Genomic DNA, 15,190 nt, shown 5'->3' with positions numbered 1-15,190 from the left:
GCTGACTGAGTTGACGACCCTATTCCGCCGCCTGTGCTTGCGCGCTGGCGGCGGCTGCTTTTCTGGAGAAGACAAAGGCCAGAATGAAGCTTGCCGTCAGCAAAAGGACGATGGTCGGCGCCGGGGCGCTGTCGAGGAAAAAACTCAGATAGATACCGGCGAGTGATGTTGAAACAGCAACAAGTGCCGATACCAGCAGCATGCGTTCAAAGCGTTTGGTCAAGAGGAAGGCGATGGAGCCCGGTGCAATCAGCATGGCGACGGCAAGGATGATGCCAACGGCCTTGAGCGCGCCGACGATGGTCAACGATAGGATGCACAGCAGCCCGTAGTGCAGGAATTTGACCGGCAGACCGATGGCCTGCGCGTGCTGCGGGTCAAACGCATGCAACAGCAAATCCCGCCGCCAGATGCCGAGGGCCAGCAGGGTCACGGCTGCTATCACCCCGGTTTCCGCAATGTCACGCCACGCCACGCCAAGCATATCGCCGAAGAGGATGTGGTCGAGATGCACGTCAGACTGGATCTTGGTGTAGAGGACGATGCCAAGGCCGAACATCCCCGAGAACACGACACCCATAACGGTGTCTTCCTTCACCCGGCTGTTCTGCTTGAGGAAGCCGGTGGCAAGGGCGCAGATCATGCCTGCCGCAAAGGCCCCGATTGCCAACGGGATACCCGCGATATAGGCGAGCACCACGCCGGGCAGCACCGCGTGCGAGATCGCATCTCCCATCAGCGACCAACCCTTCAGAACCAGAAAGGGAGAGAGCAGGCCCATGGGGATTGCCACAAGAAGCGTGATAACAAAGGCCTGCTGCATGAAGCCGAAGCTGAACGGCTGCAACAAAAGCTGGATTAGGTCGCTCATAGCCCCTCCTCCAATGCCAGCCGGGCACGGCGGCGCGCGGCCAGCGTTCCATGCTTGGGTGCGAAAACAAAAGCGGTGAGAAAGACCAGCGTCTGCAGCACGACGATGATCCCGCCGGTGGCACCGTCGAGGAAATAGCTGAGATAGGCGCCGATAAAACTGGTCAAGGCTCCGATCAGCACACTGGTCTGGATCAGGCGCGGGAAACGGTCATGCAGGAGATAGGCGGTTGCGCCGGGGGTGACAACCATCGCTACAACCAGGAACGCCCCCACGGTCTGCATGGCTGCCACCGTCGATGCACTGAGCAGAGTGAAGAACAGGATTTTCAACAATGGCGGATTGAGGCCGATGGAACGGGCATGATTTTCATCGAAGAATGTCACCATCAGATCCTTCCATTTCACCAAGAGGACAGCCAGCGACACCCCGCAGATGATGACCAGCTGCAGCGTATCCTCCGGCGTGATCGCCAGGATATTGCCGAGCACGATGGTCTGGATGTTCACCGAGGCGGGTGACAGCGACATCATGAACAGGCCGAGCCCAAAGAAGGAGGTGAAGATCAGGCCGATGATGGCGTCCTCCTTCAGCTTTGTCCGCTGGTTGAGAAACAGCATGGCGACTGCGGCAAGACCGCCGGAAAAGAACGCGCCGATGGAAAATGGCAGGCCCAGCATGTAGGCCCCGGCAACACCCGGCACGATGGAATGGGAGAGCGCATCGCCGATCAGCGACCATCCCTTCAGCATCAGATAGGCGGAAAGGAATGCGCAGACACCGCCGACCAGCGCACTGACCCACATGGCATTGATCATATAGTTGTAGGAAAAGGGTTCGAGAAGCAGCTGCATCATGATTGCGGCTTACCTTTCCCCTCGGGTTCACCATAGATCACGAAGGGGCGTTCATCGTCGCTGAGCACCGTCACGCTGCGCGGATCCGCATCGGCATGCAGATCGACGCCACCGAGGATGAAGTGGCGCAGCACGCCGCCGAACGTCATCTCCAGATTGGCCTGCGTGAACACCTCTACTGTCGGTCCGGAGGCCAGGACGGTACGGTTGACCAGCACGGCCCGGTCACAGAATTCGGGCACGCTGCCGAGATTGTGGGTGGAGACCAGCATAACCTTGCCGTCATCGCGCAGGGATCGCAAAAGGCCGATGATGGCCTCTTCTGTCCGCACGTCGACGCCTGTGAAGGGCTCGTCCAGAAGAATGATATCGCCTTCCTGCGCCAGCGCGCGGGCGAGAAAGACACGCTTCTTCTGACCGCCCGAAAGCTCGCCGATCTGGCGCTTGCGGAATTCCGTCATGCCGACCCGCTCCAGCGCGGCAGTCACCATATGCTGGTCGCGCTTCTTCGGCATGCGCAGAAAATTCATATGGCCATATCGTCCCATCATCACGACATCTTCGACCAGAACCGGAAAATTCCAGTCGACATCTTCGCTCTGCGGCACATAGGCCACCACATTGCGTTTGAGCGCCCGTCCCGCCTGTTCACCCAGGATCGAGACCGATCCCCTGGCGAGGGGCACGAAGCCCATGATGGCCTTGAACAAGGTGGACTTGCCGCTGCCATTGACGCCGACCAATGCGGTGATCGACCCGCGCGGGATATCGAAGCTGGCATTGCGCAAAGCCGTGTGGCCATTGCGATAGGTTACGGTCACGTCATGCACGGAAAGACCAGCCCCCCGCTTTGCAGCGGAGGGGCCGGCGAGCGCTTGGGAGGACGCGCTCACTGGGTAAAGCCTTTGGCAACGGTTTGTGCCGTGACGCGCAGAAGGTCGAGATAGGTGGGCACCGGACCATCGGGATCGCTGAGCGAATCGACGTAGAGAACACCGCCATATTTGGCACCGGTCTCGCGGGCGACCTGCTTGGCGGGCGAAGCGGAAATCGTGCTTTCACTGAAAACCACCGGGATTTTCTCGGCGCGAACCTTGTCGATCACCTTGCGCACCTGCTGGGGTGTGCCCTGCTGATCGGCATTGATCGGCCAGAGATAAAGCTCCTTCATGCCGAAATCGCGTGCGAGATAGCTGAAGGCGCCTTCACTCGTCACCAGCCAGCGGCGCTCGGCGGGAACGGCAGCAAGACTGTCGCGGATAGGCGCAACCGTTGCCCGGATCTTCTCCGAATAGGCCGCGGCGTTGCGGTCATAGACGGCGGCATTGGCCGGGTCATACGTGCCGAGCGCCTTGCGGATATTTTCCACATAAACCAGCGCGGCATTGGGCGACATCCAGGCATGCGGGTTCGGCTTGCCCTCATAGGGGCCCTCCGAAATGCCCATCGGCTCGACGCCCTCGCTGACGACGGCGCTCGGAACATTCTTGACGTTGCCGAAGAATTTTTCGAACCAGCGTTCCAGACCAAGGCCATTCCACAAGACGAGATTGGCATCCTGCGCCTTCAGGATATCGCCGGGTGTCGGCTGGTAGTCATGAATTTCAGCATTGGGTTTCGTAATCGAATCCACGTCGGCCGCGTCCCCCGCAACATTGCGGGCCATGTCGGCGATGATCGTAAAGGTGGTGACCACCTTGAACTTCTTGCCGTCGGCAGCGGATGCCGGGCCAAGAATTGTCAAAAGAGCGAAAACAGCAATCAACAGTCGGGAAAATCTCATCTCGCCTCCAGCAAACCGGGAAAATGGTGAGCTTTTTCGTCACCATTGTTACTCCATAACGGCTTGTGAGAGGTGCGTCAATGCAAATGCGAATGATTTGCAAAAAGAAATCCAATTCCGTTTTCCGCAATATGCTAGAGGTCAGGCGCCGAAATTCTGTGCACCAACGCCGACATCTGCCAAGGCCAGTTGAGAATCTTTGCAACTGAGCGCGTTCTGGCGCATAATCCCGTGCATGAAACATGCTATCAATCAGAAGCCGGATTACGAGAAGGAATTGCGCAAGGCAGGCGTTCGCATCACCCGCCCGCGCCGAATCATTCTCGATATTCTGACCTCCACCGAAGACCACCCGGATGCGATGAAGATTTTCCATCGCGCCATCGAGATCGATGACAGCATTTCGCTTTCGACCGTGTACCGCACCATGAACCTCCTGGAAGAAATGGGTGCCATTCATCGCCACGCCTTCAATGGCGGCCCGTCACGCTTCGAACAGGCCCATGGCGAGCATCACGACCACCTGATCGATGTCGATACGGGTGACGTGATCGAATTCCAGTCGGACAAGATCGAGAAACTGCAGGAAGAGATCGCCCGCGCGCTCGGCTATGACATCATCCATCACCGGCTGGAACTTTACGGGCGGAAATCCAAGCGGCCGGAATAGCGCACGCACAAACGTCCAAGACGTTTGCTTTCGCGTGAAGCATAACGTCCGCTGGCATTTGCCCAGAGGAGTCCTGCATGCAAACAGTCCAATCGAAATCCTACAAGGCCATCAATTTCTCCGAAAAGTTCAAGCTGTTTTCCGAACAGTGGTCACCCAAAGTGGTGGCGGAACTCAACGATTATCAATTCAAGATCGTCCGCATCGAAGGTGATTTCATCTGGCACGATCATCCGGAAACCGATGAAGCATTCATTGTCCTGGATGGGGAACTGCGCATCGATTTCCGCGACGGGTTCGTGACGATCAGGCCGGGTGAAATGTATGTCGTCCCCAAAGGGGTCGAGCACAAGCCTTATGCCGAAAGGGAAGTCCGTCTGATGCTGATCGAACCCCGGGGTGTGCTTAATACCGGCCACGAGGGCGGTGAGCGGACAGCACAGAACGACGTGTGGATCTGACAGACCTTACGCAATCTGCGCCAGTTCGCGGCGCAGAAAATCATTCAGCCGCTCAATGGCCGGACTGGATGACACCGGGCTGCGCATGATGCCGATTTCCAGATCACGCAGCGGCGGCAGGCCTTCATTCTCGCCGATAACGCGCAGGGTCGACGGCACGCTGCAGGCGGCAAGCGCAGCCACCGCCAGCCCGGCCTGCACCACGGCGATCAGTCCAAGCAGGCTAGCGCTGGAATAGGTGCAGCGATAGCTGCGATCCGCATCCCCCAGCGCATCCAGCACGTTCATGCGCGCGGCGCAGCCGGGTTCAAACAAGGCGATGGGCAGCGGGTCATTTTCCCAGGCAACATGGGTCGGCGATGCCACCCAGATCAAGCGCTCGCGGCGGATCACCTCCAGCGGCTGGGTGGCTCCACGGGTGACAATCGCCAGATTGACCCGGTCCTCATCGATCGCCTTGACCAGCGAGGTGGATTGCTCGCAGACCAGTTCGACCGTGACCAGCGGATGCTCCTCGGCAAACCGCGACAGAACGGGCGGCAACAGGAATGCCGCATAGTCATCGGGCACGCCAAGCCGCACGCTGCCGGTTTCCTCGGGGCGGGTGACATTGGCCCACGCCTCATCCGACAAACGCAGCAACCGCCGCGCATAATTGAGAAAACTCTCGCCAGCCAGATTCGGTTCGACGGACCGGGGGTTGCGAATAAGCAGCTGTTTGCCCACCGCCTGTTCCAGCCGCTGCATCTGCATGCTGACGGCCGACTGGCTGCGGCCGACACGCGGGGCAGCCGCCGACAGGCTGCCGGTTTCGATGACAGTTACAAAGGTCCGCAGGAGATCGAGGTCGAGGGGTGCAGCCATAATGCCATCAATATAGCGAATAGTTTGTTCCAAATCTATTCGTTTGTTTGGTGGCAATCAATGGCGCTAACTGGGCATCCCTTTCCACGGGAATGACTCATATGACTGACCCGATATCCGATCGTTTTCCTGCAGCACGGCTGGCCATCGCCATGGCCATCATCGGGACGGTCGGTGCCTTTGCAACGGAAACACGGCTCGATCCGGTCACCATCGTCTTCTGGCGCTGTGTTTTCGGCATGGTCTTCCTCGCCGCCTGGTGTTTCCTGCGCGGTTATCTTCCCGACCGGACCCTCTCCTGGCCGCGGCTGGGCCGGGCAGCGCTCGGCGGCATCTGCATGGTGCTCAGCTGGGTATCGTTTTTTGCCGGGTTCCGCATGACGTCGATTGCGACCACGACGATCATCTATCACATCCAGCCATTCTTCGTTGTTCTCATCGGCGCAACCCTTTTGAAGGAACGCATCACCGTCGATCAGATCATCTGGATGCTCGGCGCCTTTCTCGGCGTCGTCCTGGCCAGCGGCCTTGTCGGCGCGGCGGCACCGGTCAGCACGCTATGGATTCTTGGGATCGTCATGTCGCTTGGTGCCGCGATGCTTTATGCCGCTGCGACCATTCTCGCCAAGGGCCTGGGCGAGCAACGGCCGGAAATCACGGTGCTGTGCCAGACCATCGTCGGCATCGTCATGCTCGCGCCCTTTGCCAATTGGGCGGAGCCCGTGCCGCTGGCATCCTGGGGATGGCTGGCCAGTATCGGCATCCTCCATACGGGCATTGCCTATATCCTGATCTATTCGGCCTATCCGCGCCTGTCGACGCCGGTCATCGGCGTCCTGACCTTCATCTATCCGATCGTCGCCATCATCGTGGACTGGGCAATTTACGGACACCCGCTGGGAATGGCGCAGGCCGCCGGCATGCTGCTGATTGCCTGCGGTACGCTTGGCGTGCGGCTCGGGTGGCAAATTCCGTGGCGCAGGAGCATGGCAGTTTGAAGCGGGTGCTGTCCGTCAGCGTTGCGTCTTCATGGTGCGTGGTTCGACAAGCTCACCATGAGGGAAGGTGTTGGCTGCAAGCCAATCGCCAGTATTGCAGAATATACTTCTTTGCAATCCCCCATGCTCCCTCATGGTGAGCTTGTCGAACCACGCACGAGACTAGTGCAGAACATGCCCTACCCCTTATCCCACCCCAACAAAAAGCCGCCCGGAGGCGGCTCTTTCGTCGAAGGTTGCAAAAGGATCAGGCGGCGTTGGAGGCAGGCTGCGCCGTCAGCAATTCATAGAGAAGGGTCGCATCATGGGCGGTGCGCAATTTGGCAATCCGCTCGGGATCGCGCAGCATGCGGGCAATCCGCGACAAGGCCTTCAGATGATCGGCGCCGGCATTCTCCGGCGCCAGCAGAAGAAAAACAATATCGACGGGCTGATCGTCCAGCGCTTCGAAATCCACGGGGGTTTCGAGCTGTGCGAAGACCCCGGTGATGCGTTTGACGCTGTTGATCTTGCCATGCGGGATGGCAATGCCATTGCCAACGCCGGTCGAGCCAAGGCGCTCGCGCTGCAGGACGGTGTCAAACACTTCCCGCTCCGTCAAACCGGTCAAGGCGGCAGCCTTCTCCGACATGATCTGCAAAAGCTGCTTTTTGGAATTGACTTTCAATGCGGGCAGGACAGCGTCGGGCTGAATGAGGTCACCCAGATCCATTATTCTCTTCCTTCCTGTTACCGTCCGCGCTTTGGGCGCGGACGGTAGTTCAAATTTCGCCTAAGACCCGGCACCGTTCTGACCGGCCACGGCCGATGGATCGATCCAGCCGATGTTGCCGTCAGCGCGGCGGTATACGATATTCACCTGCGTACTGCCAGAGTTGCGGAAGACAACCACTGGACTATCTTTCAGATCGAGCTCGACCACGGCGGATGCGACACTCATGCTCCTGAGCGCCATCGATGTCTCAGCCACGATTGTTGGCGCGTAATCCTCCGGAATATCCTCATCTTCATCCGGTACAGGGGCGACAACCCGGTAGGAAATATCGTCGAAAACACCGTTCGAGCCGGGCGCCTGATGCGATTTCAGACGCCGCTTGTAACGGCGAAGGCGTTTGTCCACGCGTTCTCCGGCTGCATCAAAAGCAAGCTGAGGATCCTGTGCCTCGCCCGCTGCCTGCAGCACCGTGCCGGTATCGAGACGGATCAGGCAATCGGCGATGAAGCGCGACCCCTGTTTCTCCACTGTGACGTGGCCTGTATATCCGCCATCGAAATATTTGGTCACCATCTCACCGATCCGTTCGTCAATGCGAATGCGGAAAGCGTCACCAATGTCCATATGTTTCCCAGATACACGCAGACTCATGATACCTCACCTTCATTGTGACTTTTCATTGCCCGAGCCAATCTACACTGTTGTTGAGAGACGAGCAAAGACATCCCGCACATTCCATGCGAGTGATCCATCACATTTCACTTTCTGATTCTTCATCTCCAAAAGGCGCGCTTTCGCTTCAATCGATGCAAATTACCGGCGCTTCACTCTCCCTTGACCAAGCTTCTATGGCTCGGTTCATTTACCCGCTCGCCTCGATTCTACACCTGTGCGGCGGATGAATCCAGAGTTTCCGTCACCCTTGCGCACAGAAGCCTCCGCTTTTTTCTCCCGGCGCCTTTGCACCGAGGATGCGATGTTCATCGCCTCGCGGTACTTGGCAACCGTACGCCGTGCAATCTCAACGCCCTGGCCCTTCAAAAGATCCACGATCGTGTCGTCCGATAAAATATCGTCCGGCTTTTCACTGTCGATCAGCAGCTTGATCTGATGCCGCACGGACTGGGAGGAATGCTGCTCGCCGCCTTCGGTGGCCGAAATCCCCGCATTGAAAAAATAGCGCAACTCGAAGACGCCGCGCTTCGTCAGCATGTATTTGTTGGCGGTGACGCGGCTCACGGTCGACTCGTGCATACCGATGGCGTCAGCCACATTTCTCAAATTGAGCGGCTTCAGGTGGGCGACGCCGAATTGCAGGAACTCCGCCTGCTGGCGTACGATTTCCGTCGCCACCTTCAAAATGGTCTGCGCGCGCTGGTCCAGACTGCGCGTCAGCCAGTTGGCATTTTGCAGGCATTCGCTGAGAAACCCCTTTTCAGCCGGGGAAGCCGTTACCTTTGCAATGGTCGCATAATAGGTGTTGTTGACGAGGACCCGCGGCAGAGCATCCGGATTGAGCTCGATATTCCACGTCCCGTCCGGCGCCATGTCGACATGCACATCCGGGATGATGCTGTCGGCCACACCCGAGGAGAAGGCCGTTCCCGGCTTTGGATCGAGCAGGCGTATCTCCTGCAGCATATCGAGGAGATCGGCATCGGCGACCCGGCACAGCTTTCTCAGGCTTTGAAAATCCCGTTTCGCCAGGAGTTCCAGATTTTGCAGAAGCATTGTCATCGCCGGATCGAGCCGGTTTTTTGCACGCAGCTGCAGAGCCAGACATTCAGCCAGATCACGGGCAAACAGCCCCGCCGGTTCGAATGTCTGCAACACCGCGATCAGTCTGTCGATATGGGCCGCGTCGGTGCCCAGCCGCTCGGCAATCTCTTCGACATCGACGCGCAGATAGCCCATTTCGTCGAGGTAATCGGCGAGTTCCGCTGCAATCAGGCGGTCCACCGCATCCTCAAAGGCAAAAATGATCTGCTCGCCGACGTGATCGCGCAGCGTCAACGGCGACGCAGTGACCTGCTCGAGATTGAACCCCTCGCCGCCCGTCGACACATATCCGTCACCCGATGACGATTTCCATTGCGAGGCCAGATCGCCAGCGATGAAGTCGTGGGTTCCAGGATCATCCGGAAAAATATTCTCGAGAGAACTGTCGAATGTCTCGGACATGGAGCCTGAACTGGTCGACTCGCCGCTGACAAGCCAATGGTCGTTCTGCTCACTTGCGCTGCCGCCATCGCGGCTTTCGTCGGCGTCACCATGATTGACACCGCGCAAATAGTCGCCGGCTTCTCCTGGCCCGCGATCATCGGACGTATCCCGGCTTTCGAAGGAAAAATGTTCATTTGCCGTTTCATCGCGCTCCAGCAGCGGATTCTTTTCGATCTCCTGCTCGATGAATTGCTCGAGTTCGACATGGGACAATTGCAGCAGCCGAATCGACTGCATGAGCAGCGGCGTCATCACCAGAGACTGGGTTTGTCTCAGATCGAGTTTTGGCGACAGGGCCATGGTGAACGCGGGTACTCCTGTACGAAATTCTTCTCAATGTACAGAAATGGCCCAATCCTTGCTTGTCAATTCCGGCAAGGCAAAAAACGACTCTTTTCGGAAAGATTCATCTGGATTCACGCAAGGGCGGGTGATTTCTGGCAAAAACCTGCCAGAAATTGATAAAATCAGAGCTTGAACTGATCACCGAGATAAAGACGCCGCACATCAGGATTGGCAATAATCTCGTCCGGGCGGCCGTGGGTCAGAACCTGCCCCGCATGAATGATGTAAGCGCGGTCAATCAGCTTCAGCGTTTCGCGCACATTGTGGTCCGTGATGAGGACGCCGATGCCGCGGCTGGTCAAATGGCGGACGAGCTGCTGGATATCGGAGACCGCAATGGGATCAACACCGGCAAACGGCTCGTCGAGCAGCATGAAATTGGGCCGTGAGGCCAAGGCGCGGGCGATCTCCAGCCGGCGGCGTTCACCGCCGGAGAGGGAAAGCGCCGGTGCCTTGCGCAGATGGGCGATATGAAACTCTTCCAGGAGGGAATCCAGTTCCTGCGCCCGTGCCGTGCGGTCCTTCTCGACCACTTCGAGCACGGCCTTGATGTTGTTTTCCACGGACAGGCCGCGGAAAATCGAGGCTTCCTGCGGCAGATAGCCGATTCCGAGGCGCGAGCGGCGATACATCGGCATCGTCGTCACATCAAAGCCATCGATTTCGATATTGCCCTTGTCGACCGGCACCAGGCCGGTGACCATATAGAAACAGGTGGTCTTCCCGGCGCCGTTCGGGCCGAGAATACCGACCGCTTCGCCGGCGCGCACACCGAAGGAAACACCATTGACCACCTGACGGCCGTTATAGCTCTTGGTGATGCCGCGGGCGACAAGCGTACCCTTCATCCGGTCCGTTGCCGACGGATCGGCGGCACGCATCTCCTGGGAAATGCGCGCGTCTGGCGATGTAGGGGTCTTGGCGGATCGACGGGAAAACAGGGACACTTATACCGCCGGCCTAGTTCTTCGGAGCGCTCTTCGGCGCAACGACGATAGAAACGCGGCCTGTCTGTCCGTTCTTGCAGCTTTCCAGCTGGGCCTGACCGCTCTTCATCTGCACGGTCAGCTTGCAACCGACGCCAACATTATCGCCCTGCGAGAGAACGACCTTGCTGCCGGTCAGAACCAGAACCTGCGTCTTCATGTCGAACGTGCCATGGTCGCCCGTGGCAACCTGATCTTCGGACTTCACGTAGACCTTGTCATTGACCTCGATGTGGTCGATGTCCTGGGCGCCTGCGCCCGCAGGCGCGGCTGCCTTGGTCTCCGTTTTGGCGGCTGCCTTGTCGGCGGCTTTTTCCGCGTCGGTCTTTTCCGGCTTCTTGACGTAGTAAACAATCATGGAACCCGCCTTCATCAGCGTCGTTCCCTGGGTGACCGTTACATTGCCGGTGAAGGTGGCAGTACCCACATCATTATGCACGTCGAGGCGATCGGAATCGATCTGAATGGGCTGATCACTCGAAAGCTTCATGCCGTTGTTCAGGCCGCCGGCCTTGCTCGCATCCTGCGCTGCAACAGGACCAATCATGGAGGATGCCCAAATGCCCAATGCAACAGTCGAAATGCTGATCAGTCTTGTCCCGCGCGACATTGTCTCAATCTCCTAAATCCGGGATATCCCCACCTGGCCGGCAATCACTGCGGTGATTTGGCTTCGTTGCGACCTTCATGCAGCTTTGCGGGCTGAATGACAAGCCTGACCCCCTTTTCAAAGACCATTACTTTGCCACTCTGAGTAATTTTCATACTGTCTGCGACGATACTGGCGCTGCTATTTTCGATCCTGACAGGCTGATCGGTCGACATCGAGTTTTCTTGTATATTGATATCGGCGGATTTCAACTGTGCTTTCATGCCGTCCGAGGTTGTCAGCGTTATGTTGTTGTCAAGCTTCAACTGGCGGTTGGCATTGTCGTAAAGGCCGCCCTTGGCGTTGACCTGCGCCCGCAGATCCTGGCCCACCGGAATTTCCGCGCTGATATTCTCAAGCGTGATCAGCGAGCTGTTGCCGACATCCTGCAGCGCCCGTTCCGCACTCATCTTGTAGGGGAGCTTGTCCTTGGTAAAGCCATCCAGCTTGGGATTGGTCATGACCAGCTTGCCATCCTGAATGCCGGCACTGTCCAAAGTGATATTGCTCGGGATGTTGGTCGTGGAGAAAAATGTGAACCAGGAGAAAACCGCAGCGCCGATCACGGCGACGGCAGGCAAGGCAAATTTCATGAAGCGCACGCGCCGCGAATGGCGTTCCGCCGCGCGAAAAACGTGCGAATCCTTCTCGGTGGCAGAAAATTGCCGCGCAACTTCCGCATGCTGCGCAGCAGCCGCTGTTGCATCGCCGTTTGGATGCGTATGTTTCAGTTCAATGGACATGTATTGGCTATACTACCGATTGCGATGTGTTGGCGCCCTGTTAGTTGAACGCCAATATGGTTATTTTTCGATGAAATGAACCAGGGTCTATGGGACACGTTGCATTTGATCGAACAAATATGCCGTCATCCGTTCATATACAAGGTGCAGCGCCAATTGCCTATATGGGGCAATGTGCTGAACCCCGGGGTCTGGACTTCCTCGGAATGTTGCCGCAGAAGAATGCTTGCACTGAATTGCACAGGAAACGGACGATACGATGGCAAACACAGCTGACGCAATCATCGACAGGCGCCGTCTCCGGCGCAAGCTGACATTCTGGCGTGTGCTTTCCCTTCTGGTTGTCGCGCTCGCCCTGATCGGGCTTTACGGATTTCTCTCCGGTTCCGACCGCCTTTCCGGCAAAACCGCAGCGCATATCGCCAAAATCCGTGTTGAAGGCACGATTTTCGAGAATGACGAACTCATCAAGCGTCTGGGCGAAGTCGCCGATTCCACCGCTGTGAAGGGCGTCATTCTTTCGGTGGATTCACCGGGCGGCACCACGGCGGGCGGCGAAGCCATCTATGAGGCCGTGCGCAAGATTGCCGCGAAAAAGCCCGTTGTTGCGCAGGTCGGAACATTGGCGGCCTCGGCGGGCTACATGATTGCCAGCGGTTCGGACCATATTGTCGCACGCCAGTCCTCCATCGTCGGATCGATCGGCGTTCTGTTCCAGTATCCCGATATTTCCGAACTGCTGACGAAGGTCGGCGTCAAGGTGGAGACAATCAAATCCAGTCCGCTGAAAGCCGAACCGAACTTTTTCAACCCCGCCAGCGACGAAGCCAAGGCCATGATCCATCGCATGATCATGGATTCCTATGACTGGTTCGTCGGAATCGTTCAGGAACGGCGCAATTTCACCCGCGAACAGACGCTTGCGCTGGCAGACGGATCGGTCTTCACCGGCAGACAGGCGCTGGCCAACAAACTCATCGACGAACTTGGCGGGGAAGACAAGTCAATTGCCTGGCTGAAAACCAAGGGCGTTGACGAGAAATTGCCCGTCATCGAATGGAAACCCGCACAAAAGACAACCTTCAGCTCGTTTCTATCCCAATCCGCGCTGAAAATGCTGGCACAATATCTCGGTATTCCGCAGGAAAGCACCGGGTTGCTGCGCGATTTGACCGGAGATCGCATCTTCCTTGACGGGCTCGTTTCTGTTTGGCACGTTGACGGCAGGCCCGTAGGGGCGCAATAGAATATTTAAGCTTACAGGATCAGTGACATAGTCATAATGGCCGTGTCATTTGAACTTGAACCAGAAGGGGATTATGCCGTGATCAAATCAGAGCTCGTCCAGATCATTGCCAACCGCAATCCGCACCTGTTTCAACGCGATGTCGAGAATATCGTCGGCGCCATTTTCGACGAGATCACCGACGCTCTTGCGGAAGGGAATCGGGTCGAGCTTCGTGGCTTCGGTGCATTCTCAGTGAAAAACCGTCCCGCCCGCAGCGGCCGCAATCCCCGCACCGGCGACAGCGTCGAGGTCGAGGAAAAATGGGTGCCATTCTTCAAGACCGGCAAAGAGCTGCGCGACCGGCTGAACGCCGACTGAATGCAGCAACAAGCTGGGGCAGCTTCATAGCCTGATGATACGTGAAGTGCTGTTACCCTGGAGAGAGATATGATCAATCGCGTCGTTGTCGTCCTCATTCTCGTGCCGTTGGCAGTGATCCTGATTGCACTGTCGGTGGCCAATCGCGGGCTGGTGACCTTTACGATCGATCCGTTCAATCCGGGCAATCCCGGCCTGTCCTATGCCGCCCCCCTCTTCGTCTGGCTGTTTCTCGCTCTCTTCGTCGGGCTGATCCTTGGCAGTTTCGCCACCTGGATCAACCAGGGCCGGCACCGCAAACTGGCGCGCCAGCGCAAGCAGGAGACCGAACTCCTGCGCATGGAAGCGCGGAAATCGGCGGCCACGCAGTCCACGCCCAACCTTCCCTCTCTGCACTAAGCAGCATATTTTCAAGGATTTGCAATGAAACTGGTCTCTCCGGCTGACGTCGACGGGCTGTTGAACTGGCCGGACATGATCAACGCCATTGAAACGGCGTTCCGTCAGGGCGTTATCCAGCCCGTGCGCCACCATCACACGGTTGATCGCCCCGATGGCGCCGCGTCGACGCTTCTGCTGATGCCGGCCTGGTCGGACTTCGACGCGCTCGGCGATTCGTCGAAGGGCTATATGGGCGTCAAGATCGTCACGGTATCGCCTGACAATGGGGCCATTGCCAAACCGGCCGTCATGGGCGTCTATCTGCTGCTCGATGGCAAGACCGGGGAACCCAAGGCCCTGATCGATGGCCAGCGTTTGACCACATGGCGCACCGCAGGCGCCTCCGCCCTTGCCGCCCGCTATCTCGCCCGCGAAGATGCATCCAAACTGGTCATCCTTGGCGCCGGCGCGCTCTCGGGCTTTCTTGCCCGTGCGCACAGCTCCGTCAGACCGATCCGCGAGATTTCCATCTGGAACCGCAGTATCGACAATGCGCGCAAAGTGGCGGCGGATCTCGTCGCTGACGGGTTCAACGCCAAGGCGGTCACCGACAAGGATGCGGCCATTGCCGACGCCGATATTATCGCCGCGGGCACACTCTCGACCGAACCGCTCATTCTCGGCAGGCATCTGAAGAAGGGCGCGCATGTCGATCTTATCGGTGCCTTTACCCCCGCCATGCGGGAAAGCGACGATGAGTGCGTCAAGCGCGCGCGGGTGTTTGTCGACACCAGGGAAGGCGCGCTGACGGAAGGCGGTGACCTCGTCCAGCCGATCAAGGCGGGCGTCATCGGCGACAGCCATGTGATCGGCGATCTGTTCGATCTCACCCGCGGAACGGTGAAGGGGCGTCAGTCGCCCGATGAAATCACGCTGTTCAAGTCGGTCGGCGCTGCGCTGGAAGACCTTGCCGCCGGCATTCTGGTCTATGAAAAGGCGATTGCAGCCTCTGCCTGAGTGTTTTTGCTTTCGCCTTTC

17 protein-coding genes and 1 pseudogene are annotated in these 15,190 nt (G+C 58.1%); 7 read left to right on the top strand and 11 right to left on the bottom strand.

The window, feature by feature from the left end; all coding sequences use genetic code 11:
- Positions 1 to 19: 19 nt before the first annotated feature.
- From ACIQWS_RS00680 to ACIQWS_RS00665, 4 genes are read right to left on the bottom strand one after another with little or no spacing between them, the layout of a single operon-like run.
- The gene (locus ACIQWS_RS00680) at positions 20 to 871 is read right to left on the bottom strand and encodes a metal ABC transporter permease (protein WP_346307834.1); all 852 of its coding nucleotides are present in this window, start codon (positions 869 to 871) and stop codon (positions 20 to 22) included.
- Positions 868 to 1,728: a metal ABC transporter permease gene (locus ACIQWS_RS00675; protein ID WP_288192570.1), complete on the bottom strand. Its 861-nt coding sequence runs from the start codon at positions 1,726 to 1,728 to the stop codon at positions 868 to 870. Before ACIQWS_RS00675 ends, ACIQWS_RS00680 begins: the two co-directional genes overlap by 4 nt.
- A complete protein-coding gene (locus ACIQWS_RS00670) occupies positions 1,725 to 2,621 on the bottom strand; it encodes a manganese/iron ABC transporter ATP-binding protein (protein WP_346307832.1) in 897 nt (298 codons plus the stop codon). Before ACIQWS_RS00670 ends, ACIQWS_RS00675 begins: the two co-directional genes overlap by 4 nt.
- Entirely contained in the window at positions 2,618 to 3,511 is an 894-nt protein-coding gene (locus tag ACIQWS_RS00665; RefSeq protein WP_403169245.1) for a metal ABC transporter substrate-binding protein, read from the bottom strand. The genes ACIQWS_RS00670 and ACIQWS_RS00665 overlap by 4 nt, the downstream gene beginning before the upstream one ends.
- Positions 3,512 to 3,746: 235 nt before the next feature.
- On the opposite strand from ACIQWS_RS00665, the gene ACIQWS_RS00660 reads away from it, so the two are divergent.
- Together ACIQWS_RS00660 and ACIQWS_RS00655 are read left to right on the top strand one after the other, a co-directional pair.
- Positions 3,747 to 4,181, top strand: a complete 435-nt coding sequence (locus ACIQWS_RS00660) for a Fur family transcriptional regulator (RefSeq protein ID WP_223612249.1) — start codon at positions 3,747 to 3,749, stop codon at positions 4,179 to 4,181.
- A 77-nt stretch (positions 4,182 to 4,258) separates the two neighbouring features.
- Complete coding sequence (locus ACIQWS_RS00655; RefSeq protein ID WP_346307830.1) at positions 4,259 to 4,642, top strand: cupin domain-containing protein; 384 nt, start codon at positions 4,259 to 4,261, stop codon at positions 4,640 to 4,642.
- A 6-nt stretch (positions 4,643 to 4,648) separates the two neighbouring features.
- On the opposite strand, the gene ACIQWS_RS00650 is transcribed toward ACIQWS_RS00655, so the two are convergent.
- A complete protein-coding gene (locus ACIQWS_RS00650) occupies positions 4,649 to 5,506 on the bottom strand; it encodes a LysR substrate-binding domain-containing protein (RefSeq protein WP_403169241.1) in 858 nt (285 codons plus the stop codon).
- A 101-nt stretch (positions 5,507 to 5,607) separates the two neighbouring features.
- On the opposite strand from ACIQWS_RS00650, the gene ACIQWS_RS00645 reads away from it, so the two are divergent.
- A complete protein-coding gene (locus ACIQWS_RS00645) occupies positions 5,608 to 6,504 on the top strand; it encodes a DMT family transporter (RefSeq protein ID WP_403169239.1) in 897 nt (298 codons plus the stop codon).
- Positions 6,505 to 6,751: 247 nt separating this feature from the next.
- Here the strand turns inward: ACIQWS_RS00645 and ptsN are convergent, their stop codons facing one another.
- The 6 genes and pseudogenes from ptsN to lptC form a co-directional block, all read right to left on the bottom strand.
- Positions 6,752 to 7,216, bottom strand: coding sequence for a PTS IIA-like nitrogen regulatory protein PtsN (gene ptsN, locus ACIQWS_RS00640; protein WP_403169237.1), 465 nt, complete (start codon positions 7,214 to 7,216; stop codon positions 6,752 to 6,754).
- A gap of 60 nt (positions 7,217 to 7,276) precedes the next feature.
- On the bottom strand, positions 7,277 to 7,870 hold the full coding sequence (gene hpf / locus ACIQWS_RS00635) for a ribosome hibernation-promoting factor, HPF/YfiA family (protein ID WP_091878871.1): 594 nt from the start codon (positions 7,868 to 7,870) through the stop codon (positions 7,277 to 7,279).
- Between the two features lie 207 nt (positions 7,871 to 8,077).
- Entirely contained in the window at positions 8,078 to 9,742 is a 1,665-nt protein-coding gene (rpoN, locus tag ACIQWS_RS00630) for an RNA polymerase factor sigma-54 (RefSeq protein ID WP_346305984.1), read from the bottom strand.
- Positions 9,743 to 9,909: 167 nt separating this feature from the next.
- A pseudogene (gene lptB / locus ACIQWS_RS00625) lies at positions 9,910 to 10,638 on the bottom strand (LPS export ABC transporter ATP-binding protein); the annotation flags it as partial.
- Between the two features lie 109 nt (positions 10,639 to 10,747).
- Positions 10,748 to 11,383 carry an LptA/OstA family protein gene (locus tag ACIQWS_RS00620; protein ID WP_288192577.1) on the bottom strand — a complete coding sequence of 212 codons (636 nt, stop codon included), beginning with the start codon at positions 11,381 to 11,383 and terminating at the stop codon, positions 10,748 to 10,750.
- Positions 11,384 to 11,427: 44 nt separating this feature from the next.
- Entirely contained in the window at positions 11,428 to 12,165 is a 738-nt protein-coding gene (lptC, locus tag ACIQWS_RS00615) for an LPS export ABC transporter periplasmic protein LptC (protein ID WP_403169232.1), read from the bottom strand.
- Positions 12,166 to 12,424: 259 nt separating this feature from the next.
- Here lptC and sppA point away from each other — a divergent pair, with 259 nt between their 5' ends.
- The 4 genes from sppA (at position 12,425) to ACIQWS_RS00595 (ending at position 15,169) form a co-directional block, all read left to right on the top strand.
- Positions 12,425 to 13,411: a signal peptide peptidase SppA gene (gene sppA, locus ACIQWS_RS00610; protein ID WP_223612256.1), complete on the top strand. Its 987-nt coding sequence runs from the start codon at positions 12,425 to 12,427 to the stop codon at positions 13,409 to 13,411.
- 78 nt (positions 13,412 to 13,489) lie between these two features.
- The gene (locus ACIQWS_RS00605; RefSeq protein WP_091878879.1) at positions 13,490 to 13,771 is read left to right on the top strand and encodes an integration host factor subunit beta; all 282 of its coding nucleotides are present in this window, start codon (positions 13,490 to 13,492) and stop codon (positions 13,769 to 13,771) included.
- 69 nt (positions 13,772 to 13,840) lie between these two features.
- Positions 13,841 to 14,170 (top strand): LapA family protein, encoded by a 330-nt coding sequence (locus ACIQWS_RS00600; protein ID WP_105738045.1) that lies wholly within the window; start codon positions 13,841 to 13,843, stop codon positions 14,168 to 14,170.
- 24 nt (positions 14,171 to 14,194) lie between these two features.
- Positions 14,195 to 15,169 carry an ornithine cyclodeaminase family protein gene (locus tag ACIQWS_RS00595; RefSeq protein WP_403169228.1) on the top strand — a complete coding sequence of 325 codons (975 nt, stop codon included), beginning with the start codon at positions 14,195 to 14,197 and terminating at the stop codon, positions 15,167 to 15,169.
- Positions 15,170 to 15,190 lie beyond the last annotated feature (21 nt).

Origin of the sequence: Phyllobacterium sp. NPDC097923, assembly GCF_044760925.1 — a bacterium.
Classification (GTDB): domain Bacteria; phylum Pseudomonadota; class Alphaproteobacteria; order Rhizobiales; family Rhizobiaceae; genus Phyllobacterium; species Phyllobacterium calauticae.
The sequence above is the reverse complement of the archived record's forward strand: the minus strand, read 5'-3'. Positions and strand labels throughout refer to the sequence as shown.

Excerpts from the sequence above, each read along its gene's own strand:
- hpf (WP_091878871.1), bottom strand. The coding sequence starts at position 7,870 with ATGAGTCTGCGTGTATCTGGGAAACATATGGACATTGGTGACGCTTTC.
- ACIQWS_RS00650 (WP_403169241.1), bottom strand. The coding sequence starts at position 5,506 with ATGGCTGCACCCCTCGACCTCGATCTCCTGCGGACCTTTGTAACTGTC.
- ACIQWS_RS00595 (WP_403169228.1), top strand. The coding sequence starts at position 14,195 with ATGAAACTGGTCTCTCCGGCTGACGTCGACGGGCTGTTGAACTGGCCG.
- ACIQWS_RS00600 (WP_105738045.1), top strand. The coding sequence starts at position 13,841 with ATGATCAATCGCGTCGTTGTCGTCCTCATTCTCGTGCCGTTGGCAGTG.
- ACIQWS_RS00620 (WP_288192577.1), bottom strand. The coding sequence starts at position 11,383 with ATGTCGCGCGGGACAAGACTGATCAGCATTTCGACTGTTGCATTGGGC.
- rpoN (WP_346305984.1), bottom strand. The coding sequence starts at position 9,742 with ATGGCCCTGTCGCCAAAACTCGATCTGAGACAAACCCAGTCTCTGGTG.
- ACIQWS_RS00645 (WP_403169239.1), top strand. The coding sequence starts at position 5,608 with ATGACTGACCCGATATCCGATCGTTTTCCTGCAGCACGGCTGGCCATC.
- lptC (WP_403169232.1), bottom strand. The coding sequence starts at position 12,165 with ATGTCCATTGAACTGAAACATACGCATCCAAACGGCGATGCAACAGCG.
- ptsN (WP_403169237.1), bottom strand. The coding sequence starts at position 7,216 with ATGGATCTGGGTGACCTCATTCAGCCCGACGCTGTCCTGCCCGCATTG.
- sppA (WP_223612256.1), top strand. The coding sequence starts at position 12,425 with ATGGCAAACACAGCTGACGCAATCATCGACAGGCGCCGTCTCCGGCGC.
- ACIQWS_RS00680 (WP_346307834.1), bottom strand. The coding sequence starts at position 871 with ATGAGCGACCTAATCCAGCTTTTGTTGCAGCCGTTCAGCTTCGGCTTC.
- ACIQWS_RS00660 (WP_223612249.1), top strand. The coding sequence starts at position 3,747 with ATGAAACATGCTATCAATCAGAAGCCGGATTACGAGAAGGAATTGCGC.
- ACIQWS_RS00675 (WP_288192570.1), bottom strand. The coding sequence starts at position 1,728 with ATGATGCAGCTGCTTCTCGAACCCTTTTCCTACAACTATATGATCAAT.
- ACIQWS_RS00665 (WP_403169245.1), bottom strand. The coding sequence starts at position 3,511 with ATGAGATTTTCCCGACTGTTGATTGCTGTTTTCGCTCTTTTGACAATT.
- ACIQWS_RS00655 (WP_346307830.1), top strand. The coding sequence starts at position 4,259 with ATGCAAACAGTCCAATCGAAATCCTACAAGGCCATCAATTTCTCCGAA.